Source organism: Comamonas sp. UBA7528, from assembly GCF_002479375.1.
Lineage (GTDB): Bacteria > Pseudomonadota > Gammaproteobacteria > Burkholderiales > Burkholderiaceae_C > Comamonas.
Genome location: NZ_DLMU01000016.1, coordinates 1 through 23666, shown reverse-complemented (window position 1 = coordinate 23666; position 23666 = coordinate 1). Strand labels below are relative to the sequence as shown.

General features: G+C 63.2%; 23 protein-coding genes and 1 pseudogene. 16 read left to right on the top strand and 8 right to left on the bottom strand.

What is annotated here, in order from left to right; all coding sequences use genetic code 11:
- The first annotated feature begins 91 nt into the window (after positions 1-91).
- A complete protein-coding gene (locus B3349_RS19525) occupies positions 92-952 on the top strand; it encodes an isocitrate lyase/PEP mutase family protein (RefSeq protein WP_291591270.1) in 861 nt (286 codons plus the stop codon).
- A 71-nt stretch (positions 953-1023) separates the two neighbouring features.
- On the opposite strand, the pseudogene B3349_RS19520 reads toward B3349_RS19525, so the two are convergent.
- Positions 1024-1915: pseudogene (locus B3349_RS19520) on the bottom strand (LysR substrate-binding domain-containing protein).
- A gap of 125 nt (positions 1916-2040) precedes the next feature.
- Between B3349_RS19520 and metE the strand changes: the two are divergent.
- From metE to B3349_RS19495, 5 genes are all read left to right on the top strand, one after another.
- A complete protein-coding gene (gene metE / locus B3349_RS19515) occupies positions 2041-4353 on the top strand; it encodes a 5-methyltetrahydropteroyltriglutamate--homocysteine S-methyltransferase (protein WP_291591268.1) in 2313 nt (770 codons plus the stop codon).
- A 492-nt stretch (positions 4354-4845) separates the two neighbouring features.
- Positions 4846-6954 carry a hydantoinase/oxoprolinase family protein gene (locus B3349_RS19510; protein WP_291591266.1) on the top strand — a complete coding sequence of 703 codons (2109 nt, stop codon included), beginning with the start codon at positions 4846-4848 and terminating at the stop codon, positions 6952-6954.
- On the top strand, positions 6951-8612 hold the full coding sequence (locus B3349_RS19505; protein WP_291591265.1) for a hydantoinase B/oxoprolinase family protein: 1662 nt from the start codon (positions 6951-6953) through the stop codon (positions 8610-8612). Before B3349_RS19510 ends, B3349_RS19505 begins: the two co-directional genes overlap by 4 nt.
- 43 nt (positions 8613-8655) lie before the next feature.
- Positions 8656-9636 carry a tripartite tricarboxylate transporter substrate binding protein gene (locus B3349_RS19500; protein ID WP_291591263.1) on the top strand — a complete coding sequence of 327 codons (981 nt, stop codon included), beginning with the start codon at positions 8656-8658 and terminating at the stop codon, positions 9634-9636.
- Positions 9637-10014: 378 nt separating this feature from the next.
- Positions 10015-10485 (top strand): OsmC family protein, encoded by a 471-nt coding sequence (locus B3349_RS19495; RefSeq protein ID WP_291591261.1) that lies wholly within the window; start codon positions 10015-10017, stop codon positions 10483-10485.
- Positions 10486-10703: 218 nt separating this feature from the next.
- Here the strand turns inward: B3349_RS19495 and B3349_RS19490 are convergent, their stop codons facing one another.
- Positions 10704-11159, bottom strand: a complete 456-nt coding sequence (locus B3349_RS19490; protein ID WP_291591260.1) for an acetyltransferase — start codon at positions 11157-11159, stop codon at positions 10704-10706.
- A 298-nt stretch (positions 11160-11457) separates the two neighbouring features.
- Here B3349_RS19490 and B3349_RS19485 point away from each other — a divergent pair, with 298 nt between their 5' ends.
- Positions 11458-11898, top strand: coding sequence for a hypothetical protein (locus tag B3349_RS19485; RefSeq protein WP_291591259.1), 441 nt, complete (start codon positions 11458-11460; stop codon positions 11896-11898).
- A 246-nt stretch (positions 11899-12144) separates the two neighbouring features.
- The gene (locus tag B3349_RS19480) at positions 12145-12660 is read left to right on the top strand and encodes a GNAT family N-acetyltransferase (RefSeq protein ID WP_291591258.1); all 516 of its coding nucleotides are present in this window, start codon (positions 12145-12147) and stop codon (positions 12658-12660) included.
- 70 nt (positions 12661-12730) lie between these two features.
- Here the strand turns inward: B3349_RS19480 and B3349_RS19475 are convergent, their stop codons facing one another.
- Complete coding sequence (locus B3349_RS19475) at positions 12731-13615, bottom strand: LysR family transcriptional regulator (protein WP_291591257.1); 885 nt, start codon at positions 13613-13615, stop codon at positions 12731-12733.
- Between the two features lie 239 nt (positions 13616-13854).
- On the opposite strand from B3349_RS19475, the gene B3349_RS19470 reads away from it, so the two are divergent.
- The 5 genes from B3349_RS19470 (at position 13855) to B3349_RS19450 (ending at position 18072) form a co-directional block, all read left to right on the top strand.
- A complete protein-coding gene (locus tag B3349_RS19470) occupies positions 13855-14367 on the top strand; it encodes a universal stress protein (protein ID WP_291591255.1) in 513 nt (170 codons plus the stop codon).
- Between the two features lie 122 nt (positions 14368-14489).
- Positions 14490-15464, top strand: a complete 975-nt coding sequence (locus tag B3349_RS19465; protein WP_291591254.1) for a TerC family protein — start codon at positions 14490-14492, stop codon at positions 15462-15464.
- On the top strand, positions 15461-16000 hold the full coding sequence (locus B3349_RS19460; RefSeq protein WP_291591252.1) for a universal stress protein: 540 nt from the start codon (positions 15461-15463) through the stop codon (positions 15998-16000). Before B3349_RS19465 ends, B3349_RS19460 begins: the two co-directional genes overlap by 4 nt.
- Before the next feature lie 331 nt (positions 16001-16331).
- Entirely contained in the window at positions 16332-16937 is a 606-nt protein-coding gene (locus B3349_RS19455; protein WP_291591251.1) for a TetR/AcrR family transcriptional regulator, read from the top strand.
- Positions 16938-17022: 85 nt separating this feature from the next.
- Positions 17023-18072 (top strand): NAD-dependent epimerase/dehydratase family protein, encoded by a 1050-nt coding sequence (locus tag B3349_RS19450; RefSeq protein ID WP_291591250.1) that lies wholly within the window; start codon positions 17023-17025, stop codon positions 18070-18072.
- An 82-nt stretch (positions 18073-18154) separates the two neighbouring features.
- Here the strand turns inward: B3349_RS19450 and B3349_RS19445 are convergent, their stop codons facing one another.
- Entirely contained in the window at positions 18155-18529 is a 375-nt protein-coding gene (locus tag B3349_RS19445; protein ID WP_291591249.1) for a nuclear transport factor 2 family protein, read from the bottom strand.
- A gap of 380 nt (positions 18530-18909) precedes the next feature.
- Here B3349_RS19445 and B3349_RS19440 point away from each other — a divergent pair, with 380 nt between their 5' ends.
- Positions 18910-19287, top strand: a complete 378-nt coding sequence (locus tag B3349_RS19440; RefSeq protein WP_291591248.1) for a hypothetical protein — start codon at positions 18910-18912, stop codon at positions 19285-19287.
- A gap of 190 nt (positions 19288-19477) precedes the next feature.
- On the opposite strand, the gene B3349_RS19435 is transcribed toward B3349_RS19440, so the two are convergent.
- Complete coding sequence (locus B3349_RS19435; protein WP_291591246.1) at positions 19478-19696, bottom strand: DUF7661 family protein; 219 nt, start codon at positions 19694-19696, stop codon at positions 19478-19480.
- A gap of 342 nt (positions 19697-20038) precedes the next feature.
- Here B3349_RS19435 and B3349_RS19430 point away from each other — a divergent pair, with 342 nt between their 5' ends.
- Positions 20039-20335, top strand: coding sequence for an H-NS histone family protein (locus tag B3349_RS19430; protein ID WP_291591245.1), 297 nt, complete (start codon positions 20039-20041; stop codon positions 20333-20335).
- A gap of 588 nt (positions 20336-20923) precedes the next feature.
- Positions 20924-21481 carry a hypothetical protein gene (locus B3349_RS19425; protein ID WP_291591243.1) on the top strand — a complete coding sequence of 186 codons (558 nt, stop codon included), beginning with the start codon at positions 20924-20926 and terminating at the stop codon, positions 21479-21481.
- Positions 21482-21691: 210 nt separating this feature from the next.
- Here the strand turns inward: B3349_RS19425 and B3349_RS19420 are convergent, their stop codons facing one another.
- The 3 genes from B3349_RS19420 to B3349_RS19410 form a co-directional block, all read right to left on the bottom strand.
- On the bottom strand, positions 21692-22669 hold the full coding sequence (locus B3349_RS19420) for a GGDEF domain-containing protein (protein WP_291591241.1): 978 nt from the start codon (positions 22667-22669) through the stop codon (positions 21692-21694).
- Between the two features lie 236 nt (positions 22670-22905).
- Positions 22906-23235 carry a hypothetical protein gene (locus B3349_RS19415; protein WP_291591239.1) on the bottom strand — a complete coding sequence of 110 codons (330 nt, stop codon included), beginning with the start codon at positions 23233-23235 and terminating at the stop codon, positions 22906-22908.
- 71 nt (positions 23236-23306) lie between these two features.
- A partial coding sequence (locus B3349_RS19410; protein WP_291591237.1) for a hypothetical protein occupies positions 23307-23666 on the bottom strand: 360 nt, incomplete at its 5' end.

Sequence of the window (23666 nt, the reverse complement as noted above, 5' to 3'; positions counted from 1 at the left end):
CCCGGCACGCCTCGCCATACCCCGTCAACGCAGAAACAACCGCAACAACCGGCGCCAAAGCAGGCACCGAAGCGACCATCGGAACCTACACATGAATCCCAAGCAACAACTCGCAGCCCTGGCCCAGGCCCGCCGCGGCGTCCTGGTGCCCGGCGCCTTCAACGCCCTGTCGGCGCGGCTCATTGCCGACCTGGGCTTTGAAGCCATTTACGTCACGGGCGCCGGTGTCACCAATATGTGGTTCGGCATGCCCGACCAGGGCTTCATGGGCCTGAGCGACATTGCCGACCACACTGCCCGCATCCGCGACGCGGTGGAAGTGCCGCTGCTGGTGGACGCCGACACCGGCTTTGGCAATGCCGTCAACACCTACCACGCCGTGCGCACCTTGGAGCGCGCCGGTGCCGACTGCATCCAGCTGGAAGACCAGGTCTCGCCCAAGCGCTGCGGCCACTTCAACGGCAAGCAGGTGATTGAGACCAGCGAAATGCTGGGGAAGATCAAGGCCGCCGTCGATGCCCGCCGCGACAGCGGCACCCTCATCATGGCCCGCACCGACGCCGCAGCCGTGCACGGCTTTGAAGCCGCCATCGAACGTGCCCAGGCATTCGAGGAAGCCGGTGCCGACATCCTGTTTGTCGAAGCCGTCACCCGTGCCGAAGAGGTGCGTGCCCTGCCCCAGCGCCTGCACGCCCCGCAGTTGATGAACATGGTCATCGGCGGCAAGACCCCGCTGTTCAATGCCGATGCGCTGGGACAGCTGGGCTTTGGCTTTGTGCTCTACGCCAACGCCGCACTGCAAGGGGCGGTGGCCGGCATGCAGAAATGCCTGACTGTGCTGCGCGATGCGCACCAGGTGGATGAAGACCCCGCCATCGTGGCCCCCTTCCTGGAACGCCAGCGCCTGGTGAACAAGGATTTCTGGGACGGACTGGAGCAGAAGTACCGGTAAATCTCGGCACAGGCGGCAACACCCGACAAAACCGGCAGCGACCGGTGGCAACCGCTACAGCGCTGCCGGGCTCAGTCCGCATTGAAGGGTTCGCGCGCCAGCGCAATAAAGGCCTGCAGGTAGTCGATGTCCATGTCCGCCTCGCGCGCGCCCAGGTGGATCTGCTTGGCAACGCCTTTCTTGCCCAGGCGCACGGGTACCACCGGCATCTTGGAGGCCTACTCCAGCGCCAGCCAGCGCGGCAGCGCCGCCACGCCCCGGCCGCTGGCCACCATCTGCAGCATGATGTCGGTGGTCTCAATGGTCTTGTGCCGGCGCGGCGCAATGCCTGCGGGCGGCAGAAACTGGTTGTAGATGTCCAGCCGGTCGGTGGCCACCGGGTAGGTGATCAGCACTTCGCTGCCCAGCTGCCGGGGCAGCACATAGTCCGCATGCGCCAGCGGGTGCTGGCTGGAGACCACCAGCACCTGCTCGTAATCGCACACCGGTACACACTCCAGGCCCGGCTTGTACAGCGGGTCCGGCGTGAGCAGCAGGTCGATCTCGTAGCCGAACAGCGCGCCAATGCCGCCAACTGGAACTTCTGCTCCACGTCCACTTCCACACCGGGCCAGACCGCCAGACAGAGCGAGGCGATCTTCAGCAGCCACTGGTAGCAGGGATGGCATCCATGCCGATGCGCAGCGCCCCCCGCTCTCCCTGGGCAAACTGCTTGAGCCGGGCTTCAGCCAGATCCAGCTGCGGCAGCACGCGATTGGCCACGGCCAGCAGGTACTGCCCGGCCTGCGTCAGCCGCAGACTGCGGCCTTCGCGCAGCCAGATATCAGTGCCCAGCTGGCCTTCTAGCTTTTTCATGCTGTGGCTCAGCGCCGACTGCATGACGCACAGTACATCGGCCGCTGCGGTCAAAGAGCCTTGTTTTTCAACCTCTTGGAGGATGGCGAGATGGATGCGCTCCAGCATGAATGAACTAAATTCATGAATATGTGAGATTTAACCATTTTACTTCATGAATATCGCTCTCTAGCATTCGCCCCCATTGCTAACCGCATAGACGCTTGAACGCTTGACGACAGGAGAAGACTTCCATGACCACCATCCACAATCTCGGCTTTCCGCGCATCGGCGCCCAACGCGAACTCAAGTTCGCGCTGGAGTCCTACTGGAAAGGCGAATCCTCCCGCGATGCACTGCAACAGCTGGGCGCGGAACTGCGCGCACGCCACTGGGCCAGCCAGCAAGGCCTGGACCTGGTCCCCGTGGGCGACTTCGCCTTCTACGACCAGGTGCTGGACATGAGCTTCACCCTGGGCAACCTGCCCGAGCGGGTGCAGGACTTCCATGGTGACCCGCTGGACAACTACTTCCGCGTGGCCCGGGGCCGTTCCGCCCAGGGTGTGGAAGCCCATGCCCTGTGCTGCGGCGGTGTGGCCGCCGGCGAGATGACCAAATGGTTCGACACCAACTACCACTACATCGTGCCGGAGTTCACGGCCGCCACCACCTTCCAGCTGGACGCATCGCGCCTGGTGGACCAACTGGCCGAAGCCCGCGCACAGAACGTGAACGCCAAACCCGTCATCATCGGCCCCGTCACCTACCTGGCCATCGGCAAAGCCAAGGACAACAGCAACAAACTGGACCTGCTGCAGCGCCTGCTGCCCGTCTATGCCGAGCTGCTGGACACGCTGGCCGCACAGGGCGTGCAATGGGTGCAGATCGACGAACCCATTCTGGTGACCGAACTGGATGCCGACTGGCAGCATGCTTTCAACCTGGCCTACCACCACCTCAAGGCCAGCCGCCTCAAGATCATGCTGGCCACCTACTTCGGTGGGCTGGCCGACAACAAATACCTGGCCGCCAACCTGCCCGTGGCCGGTCTGCACATCGACGCCACCACCGGCCGCGACGATGTGCAGCAGCTGCTGGGCCTGCTGCCCCCGCACAAGGTGCTGTCGCTGGGCGTGATCAACGGCCGCAACATCTGGAAGACGGATCTGGCGTTGGTGCTGGACTGGCTGGAGCCGCTGACCGAACGCCTGGGCGAGCGCCTGTGGATCGCGCCCAGCTGTTCCCTGCTGCATGTGCCCGTGGACCTGAACAGCGAACACCAGCTGGATGCCGACGTCAAATCCTGGCTGGCCTACGCGCTGCAAAAGCTGGATGAGTTGCGCGTGCTGGGCCAGGCGCTGACGCATGGCCGCGCCGCCGTCAGCGCCGAACTGGCCGACAACGCCGCTGCGCTGGCTGCCCGCCGCGCCTCACCGCGCGTGCACAACCCGGCCGTGCGTGCCGCCGTGGCCGGCATCAGCGCCCAACTGGGCCAGCGCCACAGCGCCTACAGTGTGCGTGCCGCCAAGCAGGCCGCGCTGCTGCAGTTGCCGCCCTTCCCCACCACCACCATCGGCTCCTTCCCGCAGACGGCCGAGATCCGCCAGGCCCGCAGCGCCTTCAAGGCCGGGCGGCTGGACAGCGCCAGCTACCAGGCAGCCATGCGCGCCGAGATCGAACGCAGCGTGCGCGAACAGGAAGCCCTGGGCCTGGACGTGCTGGTGCACGGCGAAGCCGAGCGCAACGACATGGTCGAATACTTCGGCGAGCAGCTCGACGGCTATGCCTTCAGCCAGTTCGGCTGGGTGCAGTCCTATGGTTCGCGCTGCGTCAAGCCACCCATTCTGTTCGGCGACATCAGCCGCCCCCGCGCCATGACCGTGGAATGGATCCGCTACGCCCAGTCGCTGACCGCGCGCCCGATGAAAGGCATGCTGACCGGCCCGGTCACCATCCTGAACTGGTCCTTTGTACGGGACGACCAGCCTCGCGCGGATTCGTGCCTGCAACTGGCTCTGGCCATCCGCGAGGAAGTGCTGGATCTGGAGCAATCCGGTGTGCGGATCATCCAGATCGACGAAGCCGCACTGCGCGAAGGCCTGCCGCTGCGCAAATCCCAGTGGCAGCACTACCTGCACTGGGCGGTGGAGTCTTTCCGCATCACGGCCAATGGCGTGGCCGATGAAACCCAGATCCACACCCACATGTGCTATTCGGAGTTCAACGACATCATGGCCTCCATCGCCGACATGGATGCGGACGTGATCACCATCGAGACCTCGCGCTCGGACATGGAGCTGCTGGATGCCTTCGAACACTTCCAGTACCCCAACGAAATCGGCCCCGGCGTGTATGACATCCACTCGCCCAACATCCCCACCCAGCAGCACATCGTCAGCCTGATGCACAAGGCGGCGGAACGGATTCCGGCCGGGCGCCTGTGGGTCAACCCCGACTGCGGACTGAAAACACGCCAATGGTCCGAAGTGATACCGGCGCTGCAGCACATGGTGGCCGCCGCCCGCACCCTGCGCGCCGATCCCCGGCTGACCGCTCAGGCGGCGTAAGCAGCGGGACTGCGATGGCAGTGGCTGGCATACCGTGAGAGCTGGGGCCACGCAAGGGCAGCGTGGCCCCAGCTCTCACCGGCTCGCCCATCCGCCGCGTATTGGCATCCATTGCGCCCCAAAACTCCATGGCCATACCGCCAAGCATGTGCATGTGAATCCCATGCCTGAGGGCGGCCTGCATAACTGCTTTTTTGGGGTAGGGAGGCATCTGACGCAGTGGTATCAGTCACTCTCAGTGCGGCCCACACGGCCCAGTCCACCGCAGGTGGACGGGCGTGGCAAGGCGTGAAACCACGGGCAGTCGCAGCGAACAGCGCCGTGCCTTCACGGCGTATTGCGGGATTACCCTTACAAAACAGTGGCCAACATTTTCTTATTTCCGAACGCTATATCAACACCGATTGAATGACGCCTTAAACCGTGTCCTCGCGCGCCACACAGCCCCCCATGGCGGCCGCGCAGGCAACGAAAAAACAAGGAATAACAGTCATGTCGAAATGGTCCGTTGGTATAGACATCGGAGGCACGTTCACCGATCTGGTGGCCTTGCAACACGCCACGGGAACACAGCGCAGTCTCAAGGTGCTCACAACACATGGCGACCCCTCCACGGGCGTCACCGAGGGCATACAACAGCTGATGCGCAATCATGGCATCCGTGCTGACAGCATCGAACTGGTGGTCCATGCCACCACCCTCTTCACGAACGCACTCATTGAGCGCCGGGGTGCGTGCACCGGCTTGCTGACCACCCAAGGGTTTGCCGACATTGCCGAGATGGGCAACGAACGCAAATACGACCTGTACGACCTGCAGATTGAGCGCGCGCAGCCTTTGGCGCCACGCCACCTGCGGGCCGAAGTGGCAGGCCGGCTCAACGCTCAGGGACAGGAAATCGAGCCACTGGACATCCCGCAGGCCTTGGCTGGGGTGGACGCCCTGGTTCACGCCGGAGTCGAGTCGCTGGCCATTTGCCTGCTGCACGCCTATGCCTCGGCACAGCATGAGCTGGCATTGCAGGCCGCCATTCAGGGCCGCCACCCCCAGCTGACGCTCACGCTCTCCAGCCAGACGGCACCCGTGATTCGCGAGTACGAGCGCACCACCACCACCCTGGCCAATGCCTACATCAAGCCCATGGCGCGCGCCTACCTGGACAAGCTGGCCGACCAACTGGGCGCCATCGGTCTGCCGCGCGGCGTGCTGATGATGCTATCCAACGGAGGCCTGGCACGCATTGACGATGCCCGTGAGTTGCCAATTGCCCTGCTGGAATCCGGCCCGGCGGCGGGCGCCGTCTCTGCCGTCCACCACAGCTTGCTGGAAAGCCACCGGGATCTGCTGGCCTTCGACATGGGGGGCACGACCGCCAAGCTGTGCCTGGTCACCCAGGGCCAGCCTTCCATCAGTTTTGGCTTCGAGGCGGCCCGCCGCCAACGGTTTGCGGAAGGCAGTGGCCTGCCCATCCACATCACCACGGTCGACCTGATCGAGATTGGCGCTGGCGGCGGCAGCATTGCGCACCAGGATGCCCTGGGTCTGCTCAAGGTGGGCCCACGCAGCGCGGGGTCCGAACCCGGCCCCATGTGCTATGGCCTGGGCGGCGATGCCCCCACGGTCACCGACGCCAACTTGCTGCTGGGCTACCTCAACCCCGATTTCTTCGCCGGTGGCACATTGGCGATTGACCGCCAGCAGTCTGAAGCCGGGTTTGCGGCACTGGGCCAGCAACTGAACCACAGCGCCGTCGCCACCGCCTGGGGTGTGCACGACATCGTGGCCGAAAACATGGCCGCCGCGGCCCGGGTGCATGTGTCCGAGCGTGGACAGGATCCCCGCAAGTTCGTCCTGGTCGCCACGGGCGGTGGTGGCCCGCTGCATGCCTACTACGTGGCACGCAAGATTGGCATCTCCACCATCATTGCGCCGCCCGAAGCAGGCGTGGCGTCGGCCTTTGGCCTGCTGGTCGCCACGGCACGGTCCGACCGCTCGCGCACCATCAGCTTCAAGCCAGCCACCGACGATCTGCGTGACCTGGAAACCCAGTTCACGGCGCTGGAAACCGAGGCCCTGCCCCCTCTGCACGCGCTGGAGCAGGGCTTTGGCCCTATCCACCTGCAGCGCCGGGCCGATGGCCGCTTTGTCGGCCAGGGCTTCAACCTCACGGTCGACCTGCCCAGCGGGCCCTACCACTTCGCAGACAGCGCCGGAGAAGCCGCATGGCGCACCCAGCTGGACCAGGCATTCCGTAGCGAATACCAGCGCAAATTCGGCCGCGTTCCACCCGATGTTCCGGTGGAGCTGGTCAATCTGCGCATCACCGGGGAAGCACCACCGGTGGAGCCCTTCCACGCCGCGCCACTGTCCGCAAACGACAGCACGCCCGAGCCGGTGGCCTATCGGAATGTGTATTTCCACGAAGTGCGCGATTACGTGTCCACACCCATCTTCCGGCGTGCACAACTGCGCCCAGGCTTTGCCATGGCGGGCCCCTTGCTGGTGGAAGAGCCCAGCACCACCGTCGTCGTCGGCCCGCTGGGCCGCATCGCCATGACGGCCCACGCCAATCTGGTCATCACTGTGGAGACCGCGCAATGAGCACCACCCGCCCCACCCACGACAACACCGCCGACAACGCCATCTTTCTGGAGGTGTTCTGGACCCGCGTACGCTCCGCCGTGAACGAAGCCGCCAAGCTGATTGTGCGCACATCGTTCTCCACCCTGTCGTCCGAGGCCAATGACTTTGCCGTCGTCATGACCGACTCGCAAGGCCAGACCATTGCCGAAAACGCCGGCGCCATTCCCTCGTTCATCGGCACGCTGGGCAACACCGTGCGCGCCATCATCGGCGCCATCGGCACGCAGGCCATGCGCGACGGTGATATCTACATCACCAACAACCCCTGGATCGGCACCGGCCACCTGAATGACGTGTGCCTGGTCAAGCCCATCTTCCATGCATCGCATCTGGTCGGTTTCGCCGCCACCGCCGGACATGTGCCCGACATCGGCGGCAAGATCCGGTCGGTCGATGCCCGCGAATTGTTCGAAGAAGGCTTCCACATTCCGCCCATGCACTTCCTGCGGGAAGGCCAGGCCGACGCCACCTTGCTGAGCTTGCTGCGCACCAATGTGCGCACGCCTGAGCAAACCGTGGGCGACATCTGGTGCCACGCCAGCGCCACCGAACTGATCGCCCGCCGTGTCAGTGACCTGCTGCACGAGTACCGGCTGACCGGTGTCGACGACCTGGCCGTGGCCTTGTTCAGCCGCAGCGAACAGGCCATGCGCGCCGCCATTCGCGCCCTGCCGGATGGGGAATACCGCTACGGCATGGACACCGACGGCTTTGACGAGCGCTTCCGCTTCGAAGTCACGGTGCGCATTGCCGATGGTGCGCTCACCTGTGACTTCACCGGCAGCTCCCCCCAGCAACCCCGCGCCGTCAACTGCGTGCTGGCCTATACACATGCCATGACGGCCTATGCCATCAAGAGCCTGCTGCTGCCCGAGCTGGCCAACAACCAGGGCTTGTTCCGGCCGATCCAGACCGTCGCCCCGGAAGGCTCCCTGCTCAACCCGCTCTCGCCCGCCCCGGTCGGTGGCCGCTCCTGCACCGGGCACTACGTGCCCACCACCATCTTCGGGGCGCTGTATCCGCTGCTGCCCGAACGCGTCATGGCCGGTGTCGGATCGCCGGTGTGGATCACCAACCTGACGGGCCGCCGTGCCAACGGCAAATCCTTTGCCAATGTCCTGTTCTACAACGGCGGCATGGGTGCCACGCACGGCAAGGACGGGGCCTCCGTCATGTCCTGGCCCAGCAACATCTCGCCCACCCCGATCGAGGTGGCCGAGCGCGATGCCCCCCTGCGCTTCCTGCGCAAGGCCTTGCTCCCCGACTCGGGCGGCACCGGCCAATGGCGCGGTGGACTGGGCGAAGAAATCCAGTTCGTCAACCAGCACGAAGGCCCGTTGAACGTGGTGTTCCTGACCGAACGCCTCAAGGTGGCGGCACCCGGACTGGGTGGTGGCGACGACGGCGCCCCCGGCGCAGTCTGGATCAATGGCCAGCCCATCAACTCCCGCACCCCGCAGGTGCTGCAACCCGGTGACGTGGTCACGCTGCGCACCCCCGGTGGTGGTGGCTACGGCCCTGCCGCGGCCCGCAGCGCCGATGCCACCGCCCGCGACCGCCTGCTGGGCTATGTCAGCGCCACCGACCTTCCCTCCACCGCGGCGTCTGCGCACTGATGGCGCATCCCGGCTCCCCCCCTCATTCCTTGAAAGTCGTTCCATGATTTCCCTGACCAAACGCTCGCTGGCTCGTTGGAGCCTGGCCTCACTGGCACTGCTGGCCACGGCGCACCCGGCCCTGGCCGCCACCTACCCCCAAAAACCCATCACGCTGGTGGTGGGCTTCTCTGCCGGCAGCAGCATTGACATGGTGGCCCGCGCCGTCGGCAACAAGCTGTCGGACAAGCTGGGCCAGCCGGTGCTGATCGACAACAAGCCCGGCGCGGGCGGCAACGTTGCCGCCGGCCTGGTGGCGCGCGCGACACCGGATGGCTACACCATGCTGATCGTGGCCAACAGCATTGCCATAGCCCCCGCGGTCTACCCCAACCTGAAATTCGACGTGCAAAAGGACCTGCGTGCCGTGGCCTACGTCGGCGTCGGCCCGGTGATTCTGAAAGTCAGCACCCAGCGCGGCTTTCAAACACTGAACGACGTGGTGAGCTACGCCAAGGCCCACCCCGGCGCATTGAATTTCGGCTCCTCCGGCATCGGCGGCACCCCCCACATGGCCACCGAACTGTTCAACCAGTTCGCCGGCATCAAAATGACGCACATCCCCTACAAGGGTGGCTCCGATGCACTGGCTGCGCTGATCGGTGGCCAGATCGACGTGCTGGTCAACCCCTTGCTGGGTGATGTGGCCTCGGACAAAGTGCGCTCCCTGGCCATCAGCGGCACCCAGCGCTCCCACCTGGCCCCCGGCGTGCCCACCTTTGCCGAAGCCGGTTACCCCGCTTACGACCTGGGCGTGTACTACGGCGTGGTAGCCCCCAGCCACACGCCCGCCGACGTGGTGCAGAAAGTCAATGCCGCCGTCAACGAAGTGCTGAAAGACGCCAGCGTAGTGGAGGCCCTGACCACCCGCAGCGGCATCACACTGGCCCCCGGCACGCCGGCGGCCTTCCAGAAATTCATTGACCAGGACATTGCACGCTGGAAGAGCGTGGTCGAAAAGAACCCCGGCATCGTGCAGCCCTGACGCTGCCAGCCTCGCCCCCAAAAAGCCGTGGCACCTTGTGCGTCACGGCTTTTTTTGATGGCTGGCGTCCTCATGCAGACTGCATGTGGCCTACACCAGCGAAGCAGATCTACTCATCTGTTGGTGGTTGTGTGATGCGAAGCGAGGCAGCTTGAAGATGCGAATCGCCGTCGGGATTCAGGTGCGACTGCATGGTCACATCAAGTTGCCAATCGGTGGCGGTCTTCATGCCCACACCCACACCAGCCGCAACAGGCTGCCCTGCAGACCGTTGCGGCCCTGCGCGGCGGGCCTGCGAAAACCGTCTTGCAACATGGGCAGAATAGGACCCCCAAATAAGCCCTAAAAGTAGGCCCCGTTCAGCAGCAAGACAAAACGATGACGCACCACTACCAATCGCACATTGTGTGGACTGGCAACCGCGGGGAAGGCACCGTCGGCTACCGCTCCTATGACCGCACCTGGGACATCGCGGTCGAAGGCAAGCCCGTCATCCATTGCTCGAACGACCCCTTGCTGGGCGGTGATCCCGCCAAGATGAACCCCGAAGATCTGCTGCTGTCTGCTCTGGCCGCCTGCCACATGCTGTGGTACCTGCACTATGCCGCCGTGGACGGGGTGGTGGTGCTGGACTACCAGGACACGCCATTGGGGATTGCAGAGCTGGGCCCAGGCAGTGCCGGCAGGTTTGCCAGTGCCACGCTGCACCCCAAGATCACGCTGCAAACCGGCAGCAATGTGGAAGTGGCCCACGCCATCCATGGTCGCATTCACGAAGTCTGCTTCATCGCCCGCTCGGTGAACTTCCCCATCACCCACGAACCGGTGTTTGTCTTTGCCGACAAGTAACGCAGCGCGCCTCTCGGGAGCCAGACCCGGCTGACCGGCGCAGCGGTTGGTGTACCAGGGCTGCCTGCAACGTGGAAAGCCGGTAAACAGCGGACAGTCCATTTCGAGCCTCCCGGTCAATGCACGCTCTCGGCGCTGCTGAATGCAGAGTCCGTTGGTGAGATAAAAGGGCAGGTGCAGCAGATGGGCGCTGTGCCCTGCCCGCCCCCTGGTGCACCTTACCGCCCTTCGGCCCCTGACGTAGCGTGCTTCAGATGGACCAGCGGGTAAGGACGCCCTTGCCCATCCAGCGCAGAACGACCCGTGCGCTGGAAATCCATGCTTTCGTAAAAGCCCACCGCCTGGGCGTTCTGTTCATTGACATCGGTGGTCATGCCTGCATGCAGCGCCAGCCCGTGGCGCACCAGCGCCGCGCCAATGCCTTGGCCTCTGACAGCGGGGTCCACAAACAGCGCTTCCATGCGCCCGTTGTCGATCAGCATGAACGCCAACGGCCTATCACGCCCGTCCACCGCCAGCCACAGCGGGGCGTTGGGCAGAAAACCGCAGACCATGGCATCCAGCGCCACCCTGTCTTCGCGGGTCAAAAAGTCATGGGTCGCATCCACGGCATCACGCCAAATCTCAACCGCGCGCGCACCGTCATCGGGCCGGGACATTCGTATTGCAGTCATGCCTTGATTATGTGTGTGAGCGGGCATGCATCAGCGGATAGCAGTTGCCTGCCTACAGCCGTCTAAAGGCATCCGCGTTAACGGTGGGTTTCGGGGGAGAGCTGACATAGGGGCTTCAACACCGAATGTTGGCGGCGATCAACAGCTGATCAAGGATGTCCGCAGCCCTTGTCGGAGACCACCCCACCCCGGCCCCTTGACGACGATTCACCGCGCCTTCAGGCAAAATCCAGATGATCAGGGCAAGCTTGGCGTCAGGTCTGCCGGGAAGCCCACCTTGAAGAATGGAACAGCATCAATGGCACTGACGAAGAAGGGCGAGTTCTGGTACGGGACGACGTCCGGCGACACCCAAGCCGAGCTGCGCAGCTACAGCGTTGCGAATGGCTATGAGGCCGTCCGGTTTGCATCGTCCAAATGCAATTGCGGGAGCCGGACTTTTGCGCTGCAGACGGATGAGGAAGCCGGCGTGGCAATCCGCACCTGCACCGACTGCGGGCAGGAACACCTGATGGGCGACAGCGCGGACCATGTTGAAGAGGCCGCCCCCGAAGTGCACGAGTGCGTGTGTGAGAACGAGGTGTTCGAGCTAATGTCCGGCGTCTCCGTGTACGAGGGCACCCATGACGTGCGCTGGTACTACATCGCATGCCACTGCGTGGAATGCAATCTGGTTGGGGTCTTCGCAGACTGGAAGTGTGAAGCGGGTGATGCGTCGGCCTTCCTCGCCAAAGTATGAGCGCGCGCGCCCCACAGAGATCATGCTCGTAGGCTCGAGCGGCCGAGGAGTGTCATGAGGTCGTTGGTGGACTTGGCGGTATCAATGACGACAACCGCCGCTTTGCAGCCATCACCCCACCCCATCAATGCTCGTTTTGAGGCAGCCGGATTCAAAGCTTTCAGGCGTTCGCCTCTGTCATCTGAACCTGTGGCCGATGAGATGTGAGAATGGCTGCCGATTACCACCAGCAGCCAAGGATGCGCCTTGATTTCCGTTCGCCCCATCAGCCCGCACGAATGGCAGAAGTACCGCGACATCCGCCTGCAAGCGCTGCAGGACGCCCCCGATGCCTTTGGCAGCACGTGGGCGGCGGAAGCGGCGCAGGCAGATGATCACTGGTCCGCACGCATTGCAGCAGCAGCAGCGAGCGGCACAGACCGGGCACTTTTTGCCGTCAACGGCGAAGCGGTGTGTGGCCTGGTCTGGTGCAAGCTGTCTGTCATGGAGCCCGGCGTGGCCGATATCTACCAGATGTGGGTGGCGCCCACGGCCCGTGGCCTGGGGGCCGGCCGGGTCTTGCTGGACCAGGCGCTGGCCTGGGCAAAAAGCTGTGGGACACAGCGTGTCCGGTTGGGGGTGACGGTCGCAGACTCCCCGGCCATGCGCCTGTACCAATCACACGGTTTTGCCCCGGTGGGACAGCCGGAGCCGCTGCGCGCAGGCTCTGCCCTGATGGCGCAGGCGATGGAGCTGAACTGGGGCAACTCCCCTGCGGGCTGAACCCCAGCCAACCACCTCCCGGGTGAGTGCACCGTGCGTGCACCCACCCCACTCTCTGACAGACTGAAAGCTAGCCCTCGGAAGGGAACAACTTCTGCACCAGCGGGTGCAGCAGCTTGCGGCTGGCGCCGATGGCAAAGAACTGCTCCTCCACTCCCGCACAGTCGCCCAGGCGCTTCACGCCGTAGCGGGTGGTCAGCTCGTCGTGCACCAGGCTGGCCATGGGAAACACGCCCATGCCTGCTGCGCCGAAGGTCTTGAGCAAGGCGCTGTCCTCGAACTCTCCGGTCACATGGGGTTGGATGGCTTCACGCTCAAACCACTGATCCAGCCTTGCGCGCACGGCGGCATGGGTGGTGGGCAGCAGCACCGGCACGGTCGCCAGCGACTGCGGAAAGCCCCGCCGGGCTGCCGCGTAGAGCGAAGCGGGCGCATACCAGGTGATGGGGGACGCACCCAGCAGGTGGCTGTAGACCTTCAGATTGGGGTTGGACGGGGCAGCCCGGTCTGCCAGCACAACATCCAGCCGGTGCAGCGCCAGGTCCCCCAGCAGATCCGCAAATTCGTCCACCAGGCACAGCAGCCGCAAATTCGGTTCCTGCATCACAGGCTGCATCAGGCTGCGCACCGCCAGCTTGGGCAGTTCGTCGGCAATGCCCACCACCAACCGCACCACCGGCGTGCCCACGGCATCACGCACCACTGCTGGCAACTGCTCACCCAACTGAAAAATCTGCTCGGCCTGCCGCATGGCGGCCAGCCCTGCATCCGTCAGCACCAGTCCCCGCCCTGCGGGCTTGAGCAGGGCATAGCCCAGGGACCGTTCCAGCTCGCGCACCTGGGTGCTGACGGTCTGCACCGCCATGCCCAGCCGTTCCGCAGCACGGGCCATGCCGCCTTCCTTGGCGACAACCCAGAAGTAGTAGAGGTGCCGGTAACTGAAGCCTGGACCCATGGTTCGGTTTTTCAGAGCTGTGGCTTCCTGATTATCTGCTTCTACAAACCGGCTGCGTCGCTATCGTTGGGGCCATTGCATGCAGGGAAACACCAAGGGAAAGCTCGAGTGACAACGGGCAGAACGACTTGGGCAGCGGCCTGCCCCATCCGCTTCAGGCCAGGGGCCAATATGCAGCCATGCGGCCATGCCCCGCCATCCGCTGGAGCACCACACCGTGCAACCGAAGGAGAAAAACCATGCTGAAAGTTCTTGTCCCGTCCGATGGCTCGGCCAATGCGCACTATGCCGTGCGCCATGTGATCCGGCAGTACCAGACGCAACCCAGCCTGGTCATCCACCTGCTGAACGTACAGCCGCCCTTTCCGCAGCTGTTCAACGATTACGCCAGCAAGGGCGACCTGATGGAGTTCCACCAGGAACAGGCTGCCTCCGCGCTGGCCGGCACCCGGCAGCTGCTGGATGCGGCCGCCATCCCCTACACGGTGCACACGGAGGTCGGCAACACAGTGGACTGCATTGTCGACACCGCGCGCCAGCTGGGTTGCGACGGCATTGTGATGAGCACGGCACGCAAAAGCGCGCTGGTGCGCCTGGTCGAGAACTCGGTGACCAACCAGGTGCTGGCACGCACCAGCGTGCCCGTGGAGGTGATTGCGGGGGAAGCCGCCACCAAGCTGGAACGCTTTGGCATTCCCGCAGGGGTGGGCGCCGGTGCGGGCCTGGTCGCATTGTGGATGGCCTCCAACTGATTCGGCAGTCCGCCTGCGCCCGGGACGAGCCCGCCATGTGCCCACCAGGGCAGTCAGGCGGCGGCCCCCCTCCCCGAAAGACCTACACCGCATAAACGGCACAAACTGCCTGGAACCTTGGCATGCACACCATCGACACCCTGGCCACCGGCCCGATGTGGATCGGCTTCATCGCCTTTGTGTGCGCCATGCTCGCCCTGGACCTGTTCGTGCTGGGCGGCAACAAGGCGCACAAGGTGTCGGTGCGTGAGGCCGCGGGCTGGACCCTCACCTGGATGACGCTGGCCACCAGCTTCGGCGTTCTGCTGTGGTGGTATCTGGATGCCACGGCCGGCCGCGACATTGCCAACCGCAAGGCACTGGAGTTCTTTACCGGCTACCTGATCGAACAGGCGCTGTCGGTTGACAACATGTTTGTGTTCGTGATGATCTTCACCTACTTCGCCGTCCCGGCGGAGCTGCAGCGCCGGGTGCTGCTGTACGGCGTGGTGGGCGCCATCGCCATGCGCGCCATCATGATCCTGGGGGGGATCTGGCTGGTGTCCGAGTTTGCCTGGGTGCTCTATGTATTCGGGCTGCTGTTGGTCGTCACAGGGTTCAGGATGCTGTACATGCCAGACCACCAGCCCGACCTGGAAAAAAACCCCCTGCTGCGCTGGCTGCGCGGCCACATGCGGGTGGCGCCGGGCTTTCACGGCCAGGCTTTCTTCGTGCGCATCGGCGGTGTGCGCCATGCCACGCCCATGTTCCTGGTGCTGCTGATGATCGAGGCCAGCGATCTGGTCTTTGCGGTGGACAGCATCCCGGCCATCTTTGCAGTGACCACCGACCCCTTCATTGTCTTTACCTCCAACATCTTCGCGATACTGGGGTTGAGGGCGTTGTACTTTCTGCTGGCAGACATGGCCGAACGCTTCTATCTGCTGAAGTACGGTCTGGCCCTGGTGCTGATCTACATCGGGGGCAAGATGCTGGCCATGCCGTGGTTCCATATGCCCGCCCACTGGTCGCTGGCCATTGTGGGATCGATCGTCATGGTCTCCGTGTGGCTCAGCGTGAAGCTCTCCGCCCGCAAACCGTCCAAGGGGGTTGTATGAGCGATGCAGCCACACCGGCCACCATCTCTGCCTCTATCCCGTCCTGTATGCCGGCACCGGATCAGGAGCGGCGCGACAACCTCGGCAGGCTGACATCCCTGGCCTGGTTCGGCGGCCAGACCCGCGCCGCCACCACCAGCACGCGCTGGCTGGTGGCCGTGGACGGTTCCGCGTGCTCTTTGCGCGCCGTGGCCGCCAGCGCGCACCTGGTGGCGATGGGACAGGGGAATGTGCTGGATCTGGTGAACGTCCAGCCCTGGCTGAGCAAGGAAGCCGCAGAGTCCGAACTGGCACGGCGCGGCTGGGCCGCCACCGCCCCGGCGCGCCAGTTGCTGCAAGCATCCGCCACGCCCTGGCAGCTGCATGTGCTGATGGGAGAGGATGCCGCCGCCATCGTGGAACTGGCCGAATCACTGGACAGCCTGGGCATCTGCATCGGCTCCCACGGGTGGACGGCCGCCGAAGCCGTGTTGCTGGGCTCCGTGGCCTGCAAGGTCCTGCGCCTGGCCAGGATGCCGGTCCTGATCGTGCGGTGAACCCCATCCCACAGCTGCACCCACCGGCCTTGCGCCCCTTTGGCGTCGGGGCCGTAAAAGAAGTTCGCGGTCGCGCCGCCGTCCTTCAGGAAGTCGCTGTCGGTGAGCACGACGCTACATGACGGCGTACCAACAGTGATGAAGGGAGGCCTTCAGACCGAAAGCGGCCTCTTGCGAGGGCACTGCGCCAGCCACTGGCCGCCAGGCACAATCGTGCCCTGCCCGTCCGTGGGCATGCCCCTGCGCTGTGTTCGTGGATTTACGCTTCTGTCGTTGACGCCTGCGATCACCTCAATTAATATACGACCAGTCGGAAATAAATTTTACTGCCATGGGACGTTCACGGGTCATCGACCAAGATCAACTGCTGGATGCCGCTGAAGCGGTCATTGCGCGCGAAGGAGCGGCCAAGCTGACGCTGGAGGCCGTGGCTGTGCAAGCCAGTGTCAGCAAAGCCAGCGTGACCTACGACCACAAGACCAAACAAGGCCTGATCGAGGCGCTGGTGCGCCGGGCGCTCGCGCGTGACAACGCGTTCAACCAGGCCGAAGCGCAGCGGCTGGGCGACGCCAACGCACGGACGGTCCGTGGGCGCATCGCTGCTGCTGCGAACCCGCTGCCATCACAGCAGCGTGCCGTGGCCTTGAACCTGTGCGCGGCACTGGCCCAGGATGGTGACCTTCGACATCTGATGCAGGCCAACCAGGCCGCTGTCATCGCAGCCATTCAGGCCGATGCAGCCCAACCGCGCGGCGCCCTGATTGCGTACCTGGCATTGGAAGGCTTGAAGCTGCTGGAAAGCCTGGACTTCCACTCCTTTGCGCAGCCCGACCGCGATCGGCTTTTGGCAGACATCGAGGCACTGGTGGACCACCCTCCTGCCGTTGCGGCAGTGCCCGCCCAGCCGCCCAGCCAACAGCCTTCGCGCCGCCGGTAGCACCGGCCCCCCTTTTTTTGCACTCCTCGCAGGCCGCACGGGCGGCCTGCTGCCTCGCTTCGCCCACTTTCTGCCTCTGCGACCCATGACCCCTTCTGCCCCCCGTCCACAACCCCCCCACACCCTGCCCGAACCACGCTTGCGGCGGCTCTTTTTGACCGGCGGCAGCGGCTATGTGGGCCGCAATCTGGTGCGGCATTTTGTGGCGCAGGGGGTGGAAGTCCACGCCCTGGCGCGCAGCGCCAGCGCATGCACCCTGCTGCGTTCGCTGGGTGCACAGCCCATTGAAGGTGACCTGTTCTCGCCACAGTTGCACAACGCCATGCAAGGCTGCTGCGCACTGGTCCATGCGGCGGCCGACACCCAGCATGGCCTGGCCAGCAAGGCCCAACAGCTGACGAATGTGGAAGGAACCCGGCGGGTGTTTGCCGCGGCAGCCCAGGCACAGGTGGCACGCGCGGTACACCTGAGTACAGAGTCAGTGCTGCTCGACGGGCGCCCGCTGGTCAACGCCGACGAAAACCATCCCTACCCGGAGCACCCCGTCGGCGGCTACGGCGCCACCAAAGCCCAAGCGGAGCAGATTGCCCTGGCCGCAGTCCAAACGGGCATGCAGGTGTCCGTGGTGCGTCCGCGGTTCGTCTGGGGGCGCGATGACACAACCGCATTGCCCCAGTTGCTGCAAGCCGTCGATGCAGGCAAGTTCGCGTGGATTGACGGCGGCCGCTACCGCACCTCCACCACCCACATTGGCAACCTGGTGCACGGCATTGAACGCGCCTTGCTGGCAGGCCAGTCTGGGCAGTGCTACTTCATCACCGACGCTGATGCAGTCGAGTTCCGCACCTTCCTCACCGACCTGCTGGCCACCCAGGGGCGCAGCGTGAGCGACAAATCGGTCCCCAGGTGGTTGGTCCATGCCGTGGCCACAGTCTCCGAGCGCATCGCACGCTTGTCTGGCGGGCGCTGGCATCCCCCTGTGACACGGCAGGCACTGGCGACCTCAGCCGTGGAGGTGACGCTGTACATCGGCAAGGCCCGCCAGGACCTGGGATATGCACCTATCGTCAGCCATGCCCAGGGACTGGCAGAAATGGCAGAACTGCACCGTGCCAGAAGCGGGACAGCAGGTTGACGCATCGGGTCAGCCCTTCACCCGGGACCCTCCGGTCTGCCGCCACCCATGGCATCCGCCGCCCTGCGACCCAGTGCCTTTTTCAGCACGGCAGCTCGCTGTAATGCAGCTGCACCACCTGCCATTGCCCACCTGTGCGCCGCCACAGCTCGGTGAATTGGACCAGGGAGCCTTGTTCCCGCGGTGTCGCTATCCGGCCCGTGCCAAACGCCGTGACCACATCCGGGGCGACGGCCTGCCACGACAGGCGTTCATCCTGGGCCCTGCTTCCCTGCGGAAACCAGCGGCCCGCCTCCACCGCGTTGGCAATCCCGTGGAGCCGATGGGCTCGCTCTTCCATGCCATGTGGGCCCATGGCGATAAAGTCCGGGCTCTCCAGAGCTTCCAGCCGCAGCACATCGCCAGCCACGTAGGCCTCATACCAACTGGAACGGACTTCCAACAATCCCGCGTGCATGCCAACCCTTCCCATGTTTTTGCCTGGCAGAGAGTCTATGGCCCTCGCATCTGGCACACAGCCCCCTGGGCCAGACACTCGGATTTGCGTCAAAGTCCCCCCTGTACCCCAAAGCACTGCCACGCGCAACCTGGTGAACAGGAAATTGTTCCAAGCGGCTAACAGGACCCAGCGAATCTCAGCTTTCAGTGGAGACGAGGCATGATGCCACTGGCAGTACATCTCTGATAAGACAAGACTGAAAACAACGCACAGAGGGTGGTGCTGACGGCTCCAAAGTGACCCCGATTGGAAACAGTTCGCGCCCTTTATCGCGAGTAAACTCCAAGTCCCTTACTGCTTTGCAGCTCGCAATAAGACCAACAGCTTCTGAAAACTGGATGAAAAAATTTCTCTTGCCGGCCTTGATTGTCATGGGCTGCATGAGCCCTGCCTGGGCCGATGCCGAAAAGGACATCGTGCAAGTCCTGGCCTCTTGCCTGGTGGAAAATGCACCAGACAATTGGGAAGAGCTTTCTGTTCATTACTCCCGCAATGGAAAGGATGACAAAGGCCTCAACCAGGTGGCGGTGACGCACCGTGTAAGTGCCGGTGGTGTGACTGACCGATTGGAGCCATGCAGGCCATTGATTCCCGCAATGCTGGTCGAAAAACTCAGCGCCACCCTTCCTGAAAATTTACGGCAATGGAAGGCGGTCCACATCCAGATATTCAAAACAGGGCAGTTTCGTGTCAACTGGGTACAGCCCGAAGGCTAATCTTGTTCAGCTTCAATCTGGCAGATAGGAAACAGCCCCCTGTGTGCGTGCATTAAGCGGGATCGTTCCATGGCGCAATATGGGATGCCGCTGTGATGGGGACGTGCGCTGACTGCCAGCAAACGCCACACACCCATGGGCTCAGCCACAGGTCTGCCAGATGCTGGTGCATGGCAGGTTACGGAGAGGGTCAGGTTATCTCGAAGATGTCCGCATCCGACATCACCGCCTGCTCATGGTAGATGTCGTAGAGGTACTGGGGCAGCTCGGCATGGCTGACCTCCGGCGGAATGGCCAGATCCACCGGACCACGCTTTCCGTCATACCCTATGGCAAAGCAGCGCCAGACCGGGCCATGGCGCTCTACGGCCAGGATGTCACCAAACACATTGAACCGGTATTTTTCCATGCTTGCTCCACTGTGGGAAGCTGCATCCTAGCGCCCTATTGCCGCTTCTACACACCGGACAGGAATAGCACACAGCCGCCATAAGGCACTGCCCTCAAGATGGGTGTCAGACACCCGCGCCCAAAACGGACAGCCTTGTACGCCATATGGCGTCACCCATATAGAAATAATTGCAATAGGGCTTGATTTACATTCCAGAAATCAAAGAAGTCTCCTTACCATTGATAATCAATCAGCGGATATGAACTCTCCGGTATTGCCATCCGGGAAAAGCCTTCGCGCATGCCATGCGCGCAGTGCGTGTATGGCCACGGCAAAATCACCATTGAAGGGATCTTCACCATGAGCACTTACCAAAGTCTGCTTCAACAGAAATCCGAACTGGACGCGCTGATCGCAGAAGCCCAGCAACGCGAAAAGTCCCAGGCCGTGGCGCAGGCGCGCGCGCTGATCGACCAATATGGGTTGAATGTGGACGACGTGTTTGGAAAGAAGAGCACACCGGGCAGCCGCACCGCGGGTGCGCGTTCCGCAGTGGCGCCCAAGTACCGGGATCCTGCCACAGGTGCCACCTGGACTGGCCGCGGCCGGGAACCGGTCTGGATCAAGGGCAAAGACCGTGCCGCATATGCCATTTGAATGCGCATCTACCCCGCCGAGCCCGCTGCATACGGGCTTTTTTTACGCACGAGCTGCGGAAATTACCCGAGGCAACATGGCAGGGGAAATTCAGAAAGAGCACCACCTGCTGGCAGGCACGTGCGCACTTCTGGCGCATGACAAGTCGGGTTATGCAGAAAGCCCGGCAACCTGATTGATGAAATGGCTGGTATTTATCCAGCAATCCATGGCTGCCTCTGCTCCCACCCGCATTGCGTTGTCTGTGCAAAGAGTATGCGCCTTTTGTCCAGCGTGCACGCCATTCATCCGGGCGCATGGCACATGAGCAGACAGCCGCTCCCATAATGAGAGCATCAAATCTCCCTCCTCTCACACGTGAATGAGAGGACTTCCCCCGGCTTTGCTGGGGATTTTTTTGTGCCGCACGGGCGCGGAATATCCCTATGCCCCATGCCTGCAGGGGCAGAAAACCGCTCCGGTGCATCGCCAGAACATTCGGCCCGGATGGCCTGCACTGGCATTTGGCCCGGTGATCCACGTCAAAAAGCGACTTTAAAAGCGCTGTATCGCTGAAGTAGGATGCCTGTTTTGGCTGAGATACAAGCGATGCGATTTTGTTTTTCGACGGCGGTGCGTTCTGTGGTGGTGATGGCAGCGGGCGCGGCCATGGTGGCAGGCGCCGCACAGCGCCAGCAACGGCAGCCCGATCCGCAGAAAGTGGATGTGACCACCATGCTGGCCTGTGGGTATGACGTGCCCACCTACAACGACTACGCCTTGGCCCTGGGTGCCGCTGGCGAAGGGGCGGCCGCGCTGGGCCTGACACGCATTCCGGATGAATCCAACCCCTTCATGCACGAGTACGACCTGGCCGCACCAGTGGACGTGCTGGGCTACCGCACGCAGCGCGTGGCCCTGGCCTCCGGCGCGCTGATGGCGGTGCTGGACAACGTGAAGCCGCAGGAAGTGGCCCAAAAGCTCGGCATCGAGGAAGCCCTGCGGGATGACAGCTTCAAGTACATGGCCATGCGCGTGGCACACCATACCCAGGAAAAGGTGGGCAGCGGCACCATCAACACGGTCATCAGCCATGAGGTATCCACCGTGGTCACCCATCCCGGCAAGGTGCTGGTGGGCTGCAGCTACCGCGTGAACACATTCTGAGCGGTTGCGCGCCGCTGGGCCTTGCATCGGCGAACCGCCCCGATGCAATGCGGTTCGTGGCGTGCGACTGGCTCCCTGGGCATGCCCGGCGCAACCACGGTATGGAAAGCGGTGTCAGCAGTGCCGCTGGAACACGACGCAGGCTTATCGCACCAGCGGCCAGGTGCGTCCAACGCCTCCTCCCGCCCAGAAGGCTCCAGGCCACGGAAGCTACTTGGCGTCCAGCGGACTGGGGGCCAGACTGGGGGCGCTGTGCATGGCCACGATGCGGTTTTTCCCGCTCTTCTTGGCGGCATACAGCTGCTTGTCCACCTCGTCCAGAAACGCCGAAGGTTCGGCACCTGCATCCGGCGTGATGGTGCCCGCACCAATGCTGACGGTGACATGGTCCCGGATGGGGGACTGCGCGTGCGGAATCGACCGCTTCTGGATCAGCCGCTGGCACCGGTTGGCCACTTTCAGCGCCGTCGCGACATCCGTATGCGGTAGCAGGATGACGAACTCCTCCCCGCCATAGCGGGCCACCAGATCATGGGGCCCATCCACCGCCAGACTCAGGGTGCTGGCGATGTCCACCAGGCATTTGTCCCCCTGGATATGCCCATACTCATCGTTGTACTGCTTGAAGCAGTCAATGTCGAACAGAAGCACGGACAGCGGTGCACCGTCGCTGAGTGCACGGTCCCATTCCATGGCGAAGCACGCATCAAACCGACGCCGGTTGGCAATGCCGGTCAGCCCATCCTTGAACGAAAGGGCTTCCAGCTCGCGCTGCAGGACCAGGAGCTTTTCCTCGGTTTTCTTGCGTTCGGTGATGTCGAACATGAACCCGACCAGGGCTTCGGGACTGCCATCGGGATGGCGCATCACATGCACCACATCCCGGATCCAGACATAGCCGTTTTCGGCCGTCAGTGCCCGGTAATCCGCCTCATGGTCAATACCAGCCTGGGATTGCGAAACGCAGAAATTCACCACGTAGTCACGGTCATCCGGGTGCATGCGCATGACCCAGTCTTCTACCGTCAGCCAACTGTCCTGTGACCAGCCCAGCAAGGGCTCTATCTGGGGGCCGATATAGGCAAATTTCTTGGTCGCCCAGTCAATCTTCCACGGAATGGCCTTGGTGGATTCCAACAGCGTTTTGTATACAGCATCACTCTGACCCCATGCGGAAACATCATTCATGCAGCACCTCCGGCCACCGATTTGCCACCCGGGCGCAAACCAGCCTGGCTGAACGCGCTACCCCGGGCAAGATCTGGGCGATTTTCACTGAGCGAGAAATGATCCGCTGCAGTAGCGTCAAAGAGTGTAATTGACACTACGATAAATTTTTATTGACAATTTGATTCCAATTGTTTGGAACTATTGAACAAAAAAATAACACCCAGCCCGCTGCACCAGCCCATTCAGACCCGCGTTCAGGAGCCCTGGCTTTTGGGCGTGTGGCGGCGGTCCTGTCGTCCATCCGCATCCCAGTACAGCGGCGCTATACCCAGGGAGGTGCGCTGGCCATCCTGGTCCACCACATGGCAATCGGCGCCTTCCACCACCCACACGGGAATACCGTGGAAAACCACTTCCCAACCCGGTGGAGGACAGTAGCTTCCAACGGACATCACCGCCTTGCGGGCATCCGTCAACGCATTGAACGCTTTCTGTGTCAGTTCGAACCGTCGCGGCGATGCTCCTGCATGGGCATCCCAGTGCTCGCGCAGCGCGGCGACCATTGCATCGTAGATGTTGGCCATGACGTGAGTCTAAGGGAGCTGCCGGGTGCTGATTTATTTCTCTGAACGCCGATGCATGCGTATTCCAAGGCTCATAATTCACACTGACAAGAAAACGGAGACATATGGATTTCCTTGGAAACCAGCCCACGGAGCTGAGAAAAATGAAGAGCCAGCTCCTGGCGCAGGAAGCGCTTCTGTTCTCCGTCATCGAAACGCTGGAGCCTGTGCAACGCAGTGGCTTGCTGGCGCGGTTCGAGCACCACGCCGAAGAAGCCAGAACAGAGCTGCTGAACTCCATGGCAACCGACGAGCTGTACGAACGCCTGCTGGAACACCTCGACAGGTATTCCAAAAGCATCCAGCACATTCCCAAATAAACGCAGCCCCCAGACCTGTCTCCAGCCCGCCCGGCCCATGCCACGCGGGCTTTGTTTTTGTGGCGTGTGGCG

What these genes read in the sequence shown, in the direction of transcription:
- B3349_RS19490 (WP_291591260.1), bottom strand. Translation starts at nt 11,159, where the DNA reads ATGACTGCAATACGAATGTCCCGGCCCGATGACGGTGCGCGCGCGGTT.
- B3349_RS19425 (WP_291591243.1), top strand. Translation starts at nt 20,924, where the DNA reads ATGCGATTTTGTTTTTCGACGGCGGTGCGTTCTGTGGTGGTGATGGCA.
- B3349_RS19430 (WP_291591245.1), top strand. Translation starts at nt 20,039, where the DNA reads ATGAGCACTTACCAAAGTCTGCTTCAACAGAAATCCGAACTGGACGCG.
- B3349_RS19460 (WP_291591252.1), top strand. Translation starts at nt 15,461, where the DNA reads ATGAGCGATGCAGCCACACCGGCCACCATCTCTGCCTCTATCCCGTCC.
- B3349_RS19495 (WP_291591261.1), top strand. Translation starts at nt 10,015, where the DNA reads ATGACGCACCACTACCAATCGCACATTGTGTGGACTGGCAACCGCGGG.
- B3349_RS19450 (WP_291591250.1), top strand. Translation starts at nt 17,023, where the DNA reads ATGACCCCTTCTGCCCCCCGTCCACAACCCCCCCACACCCTGCCCGAA.
- B3349_RS19420 (WP_291591241.1), bottom strand. Translation starts at nt 22,669, where the DNA reads ATGAATGATGTTTCCGCATGGGGTCAGAGTGATGCTGTATACAAAACG.
- B3349_RS19525 (WP_291591270.1), top strand. Translation starts at nt 92, where the DNA reads ATGAATCCCAAGCAACAACTCGCAGCCCTGGCCCAGGCCCGCCGCGGC.
- B3349_RS19500 (WP_291591263.1), top strand. Translation starts at nt 8,656, where the DNA reads ATGATTTCCCTGACCAAACGCTCGCTGGCTCGTTGGAGCCTGGCCTCA.
- B3349_RS19415 (WP_291591239.1), bottom strand. Translation starts at nt 23,235, where the DNA reads ATGGCCAACATCTACGATGCAATGGTCGCCGCGCTGCGCGAGCACTGG.
- B3349_RS19435 (WP_291591246.1), bottom strand. Translation starts at nt 19,696, where the DNA reads ATGGAAAAATACCGGTTCAATGTGTTTGGTGACATCCTGGCCGTAGAG.
- B3349_RS19510 (WP_291591266.1), top strand. Translation starts at nt 4,846, where the DNA reads ATGTCGAAATGGTCCGTTGGTATAGACATCGGAGGCACGTTCACCGAT.
- metE (WP_291591268.1), top strand. Translation starts at nt 2,041, where the DNA reads ATGACCACCATCCACAATCTCGGCTTTCCGCGCATCGGCGCCCAACGC.
- B3349_RS19440 (WP_291591248.1), top strand. Translation starts at nt 18,910, where the DNA reads ATGAAAAAATTTCTCTTGCCGGCCTTGATTGTCATGGGCTGCATGAGC.
- B3349_RS19445 (WP_291591249.1), bottom strand. Translation starts at nt 18,529, where the DNA reads ATGCACGCGGGATTGTTGGAAGTCCGTTCCAGTTGGTATGAGGCCTAC.
- B3349_RS19475 (WP_291591257.1), bottom strand. Translation starts at nt 13,615, where the DNA reads ATGGGTCCAGGCTTCAGTTACCGGCACCTCTACTACTTCTGGGTTGTC.
- B3349_RS19485 (WP_291591259.1), top strand. Translation starts at nt 11,458, where the DNA reads ATGGCACTGACGAAGAAGGGCGAGTTCTGGTACGGGACGACGTCCGGC.
- B3349_RS19465 (WP_291591254.1), top strand. Translation starts at nt 14,490, where the DNA reads ATGCACACCATCGACACCCTGGCCACCGGCCCGATGTGGATCGGCTTC.
- B3349_RS19470 (WP_291591255.1), top strand. Translation starts at nt 13,855, where the DNA reads ATGCTGAAAGTTCTTGTCCCGTCCGATGGCTCGGCCAATGCGCACTAT.
- B3349_RS19505 (WP_291591265.1), top strand. Translation starts at nt 6,951, where the DNA reads ATGAGCACCACCCGCCCCACCCACGACAACACCGCCGACAACGCCATC.
- B3349_RS19455 (WP_291591251.1), top strand. Translation starts at nt 16,332, where the DNA reads ATGGGACGTTCACGGGTCATCGACCAAGATCAACTGCTGGATGCCGCT.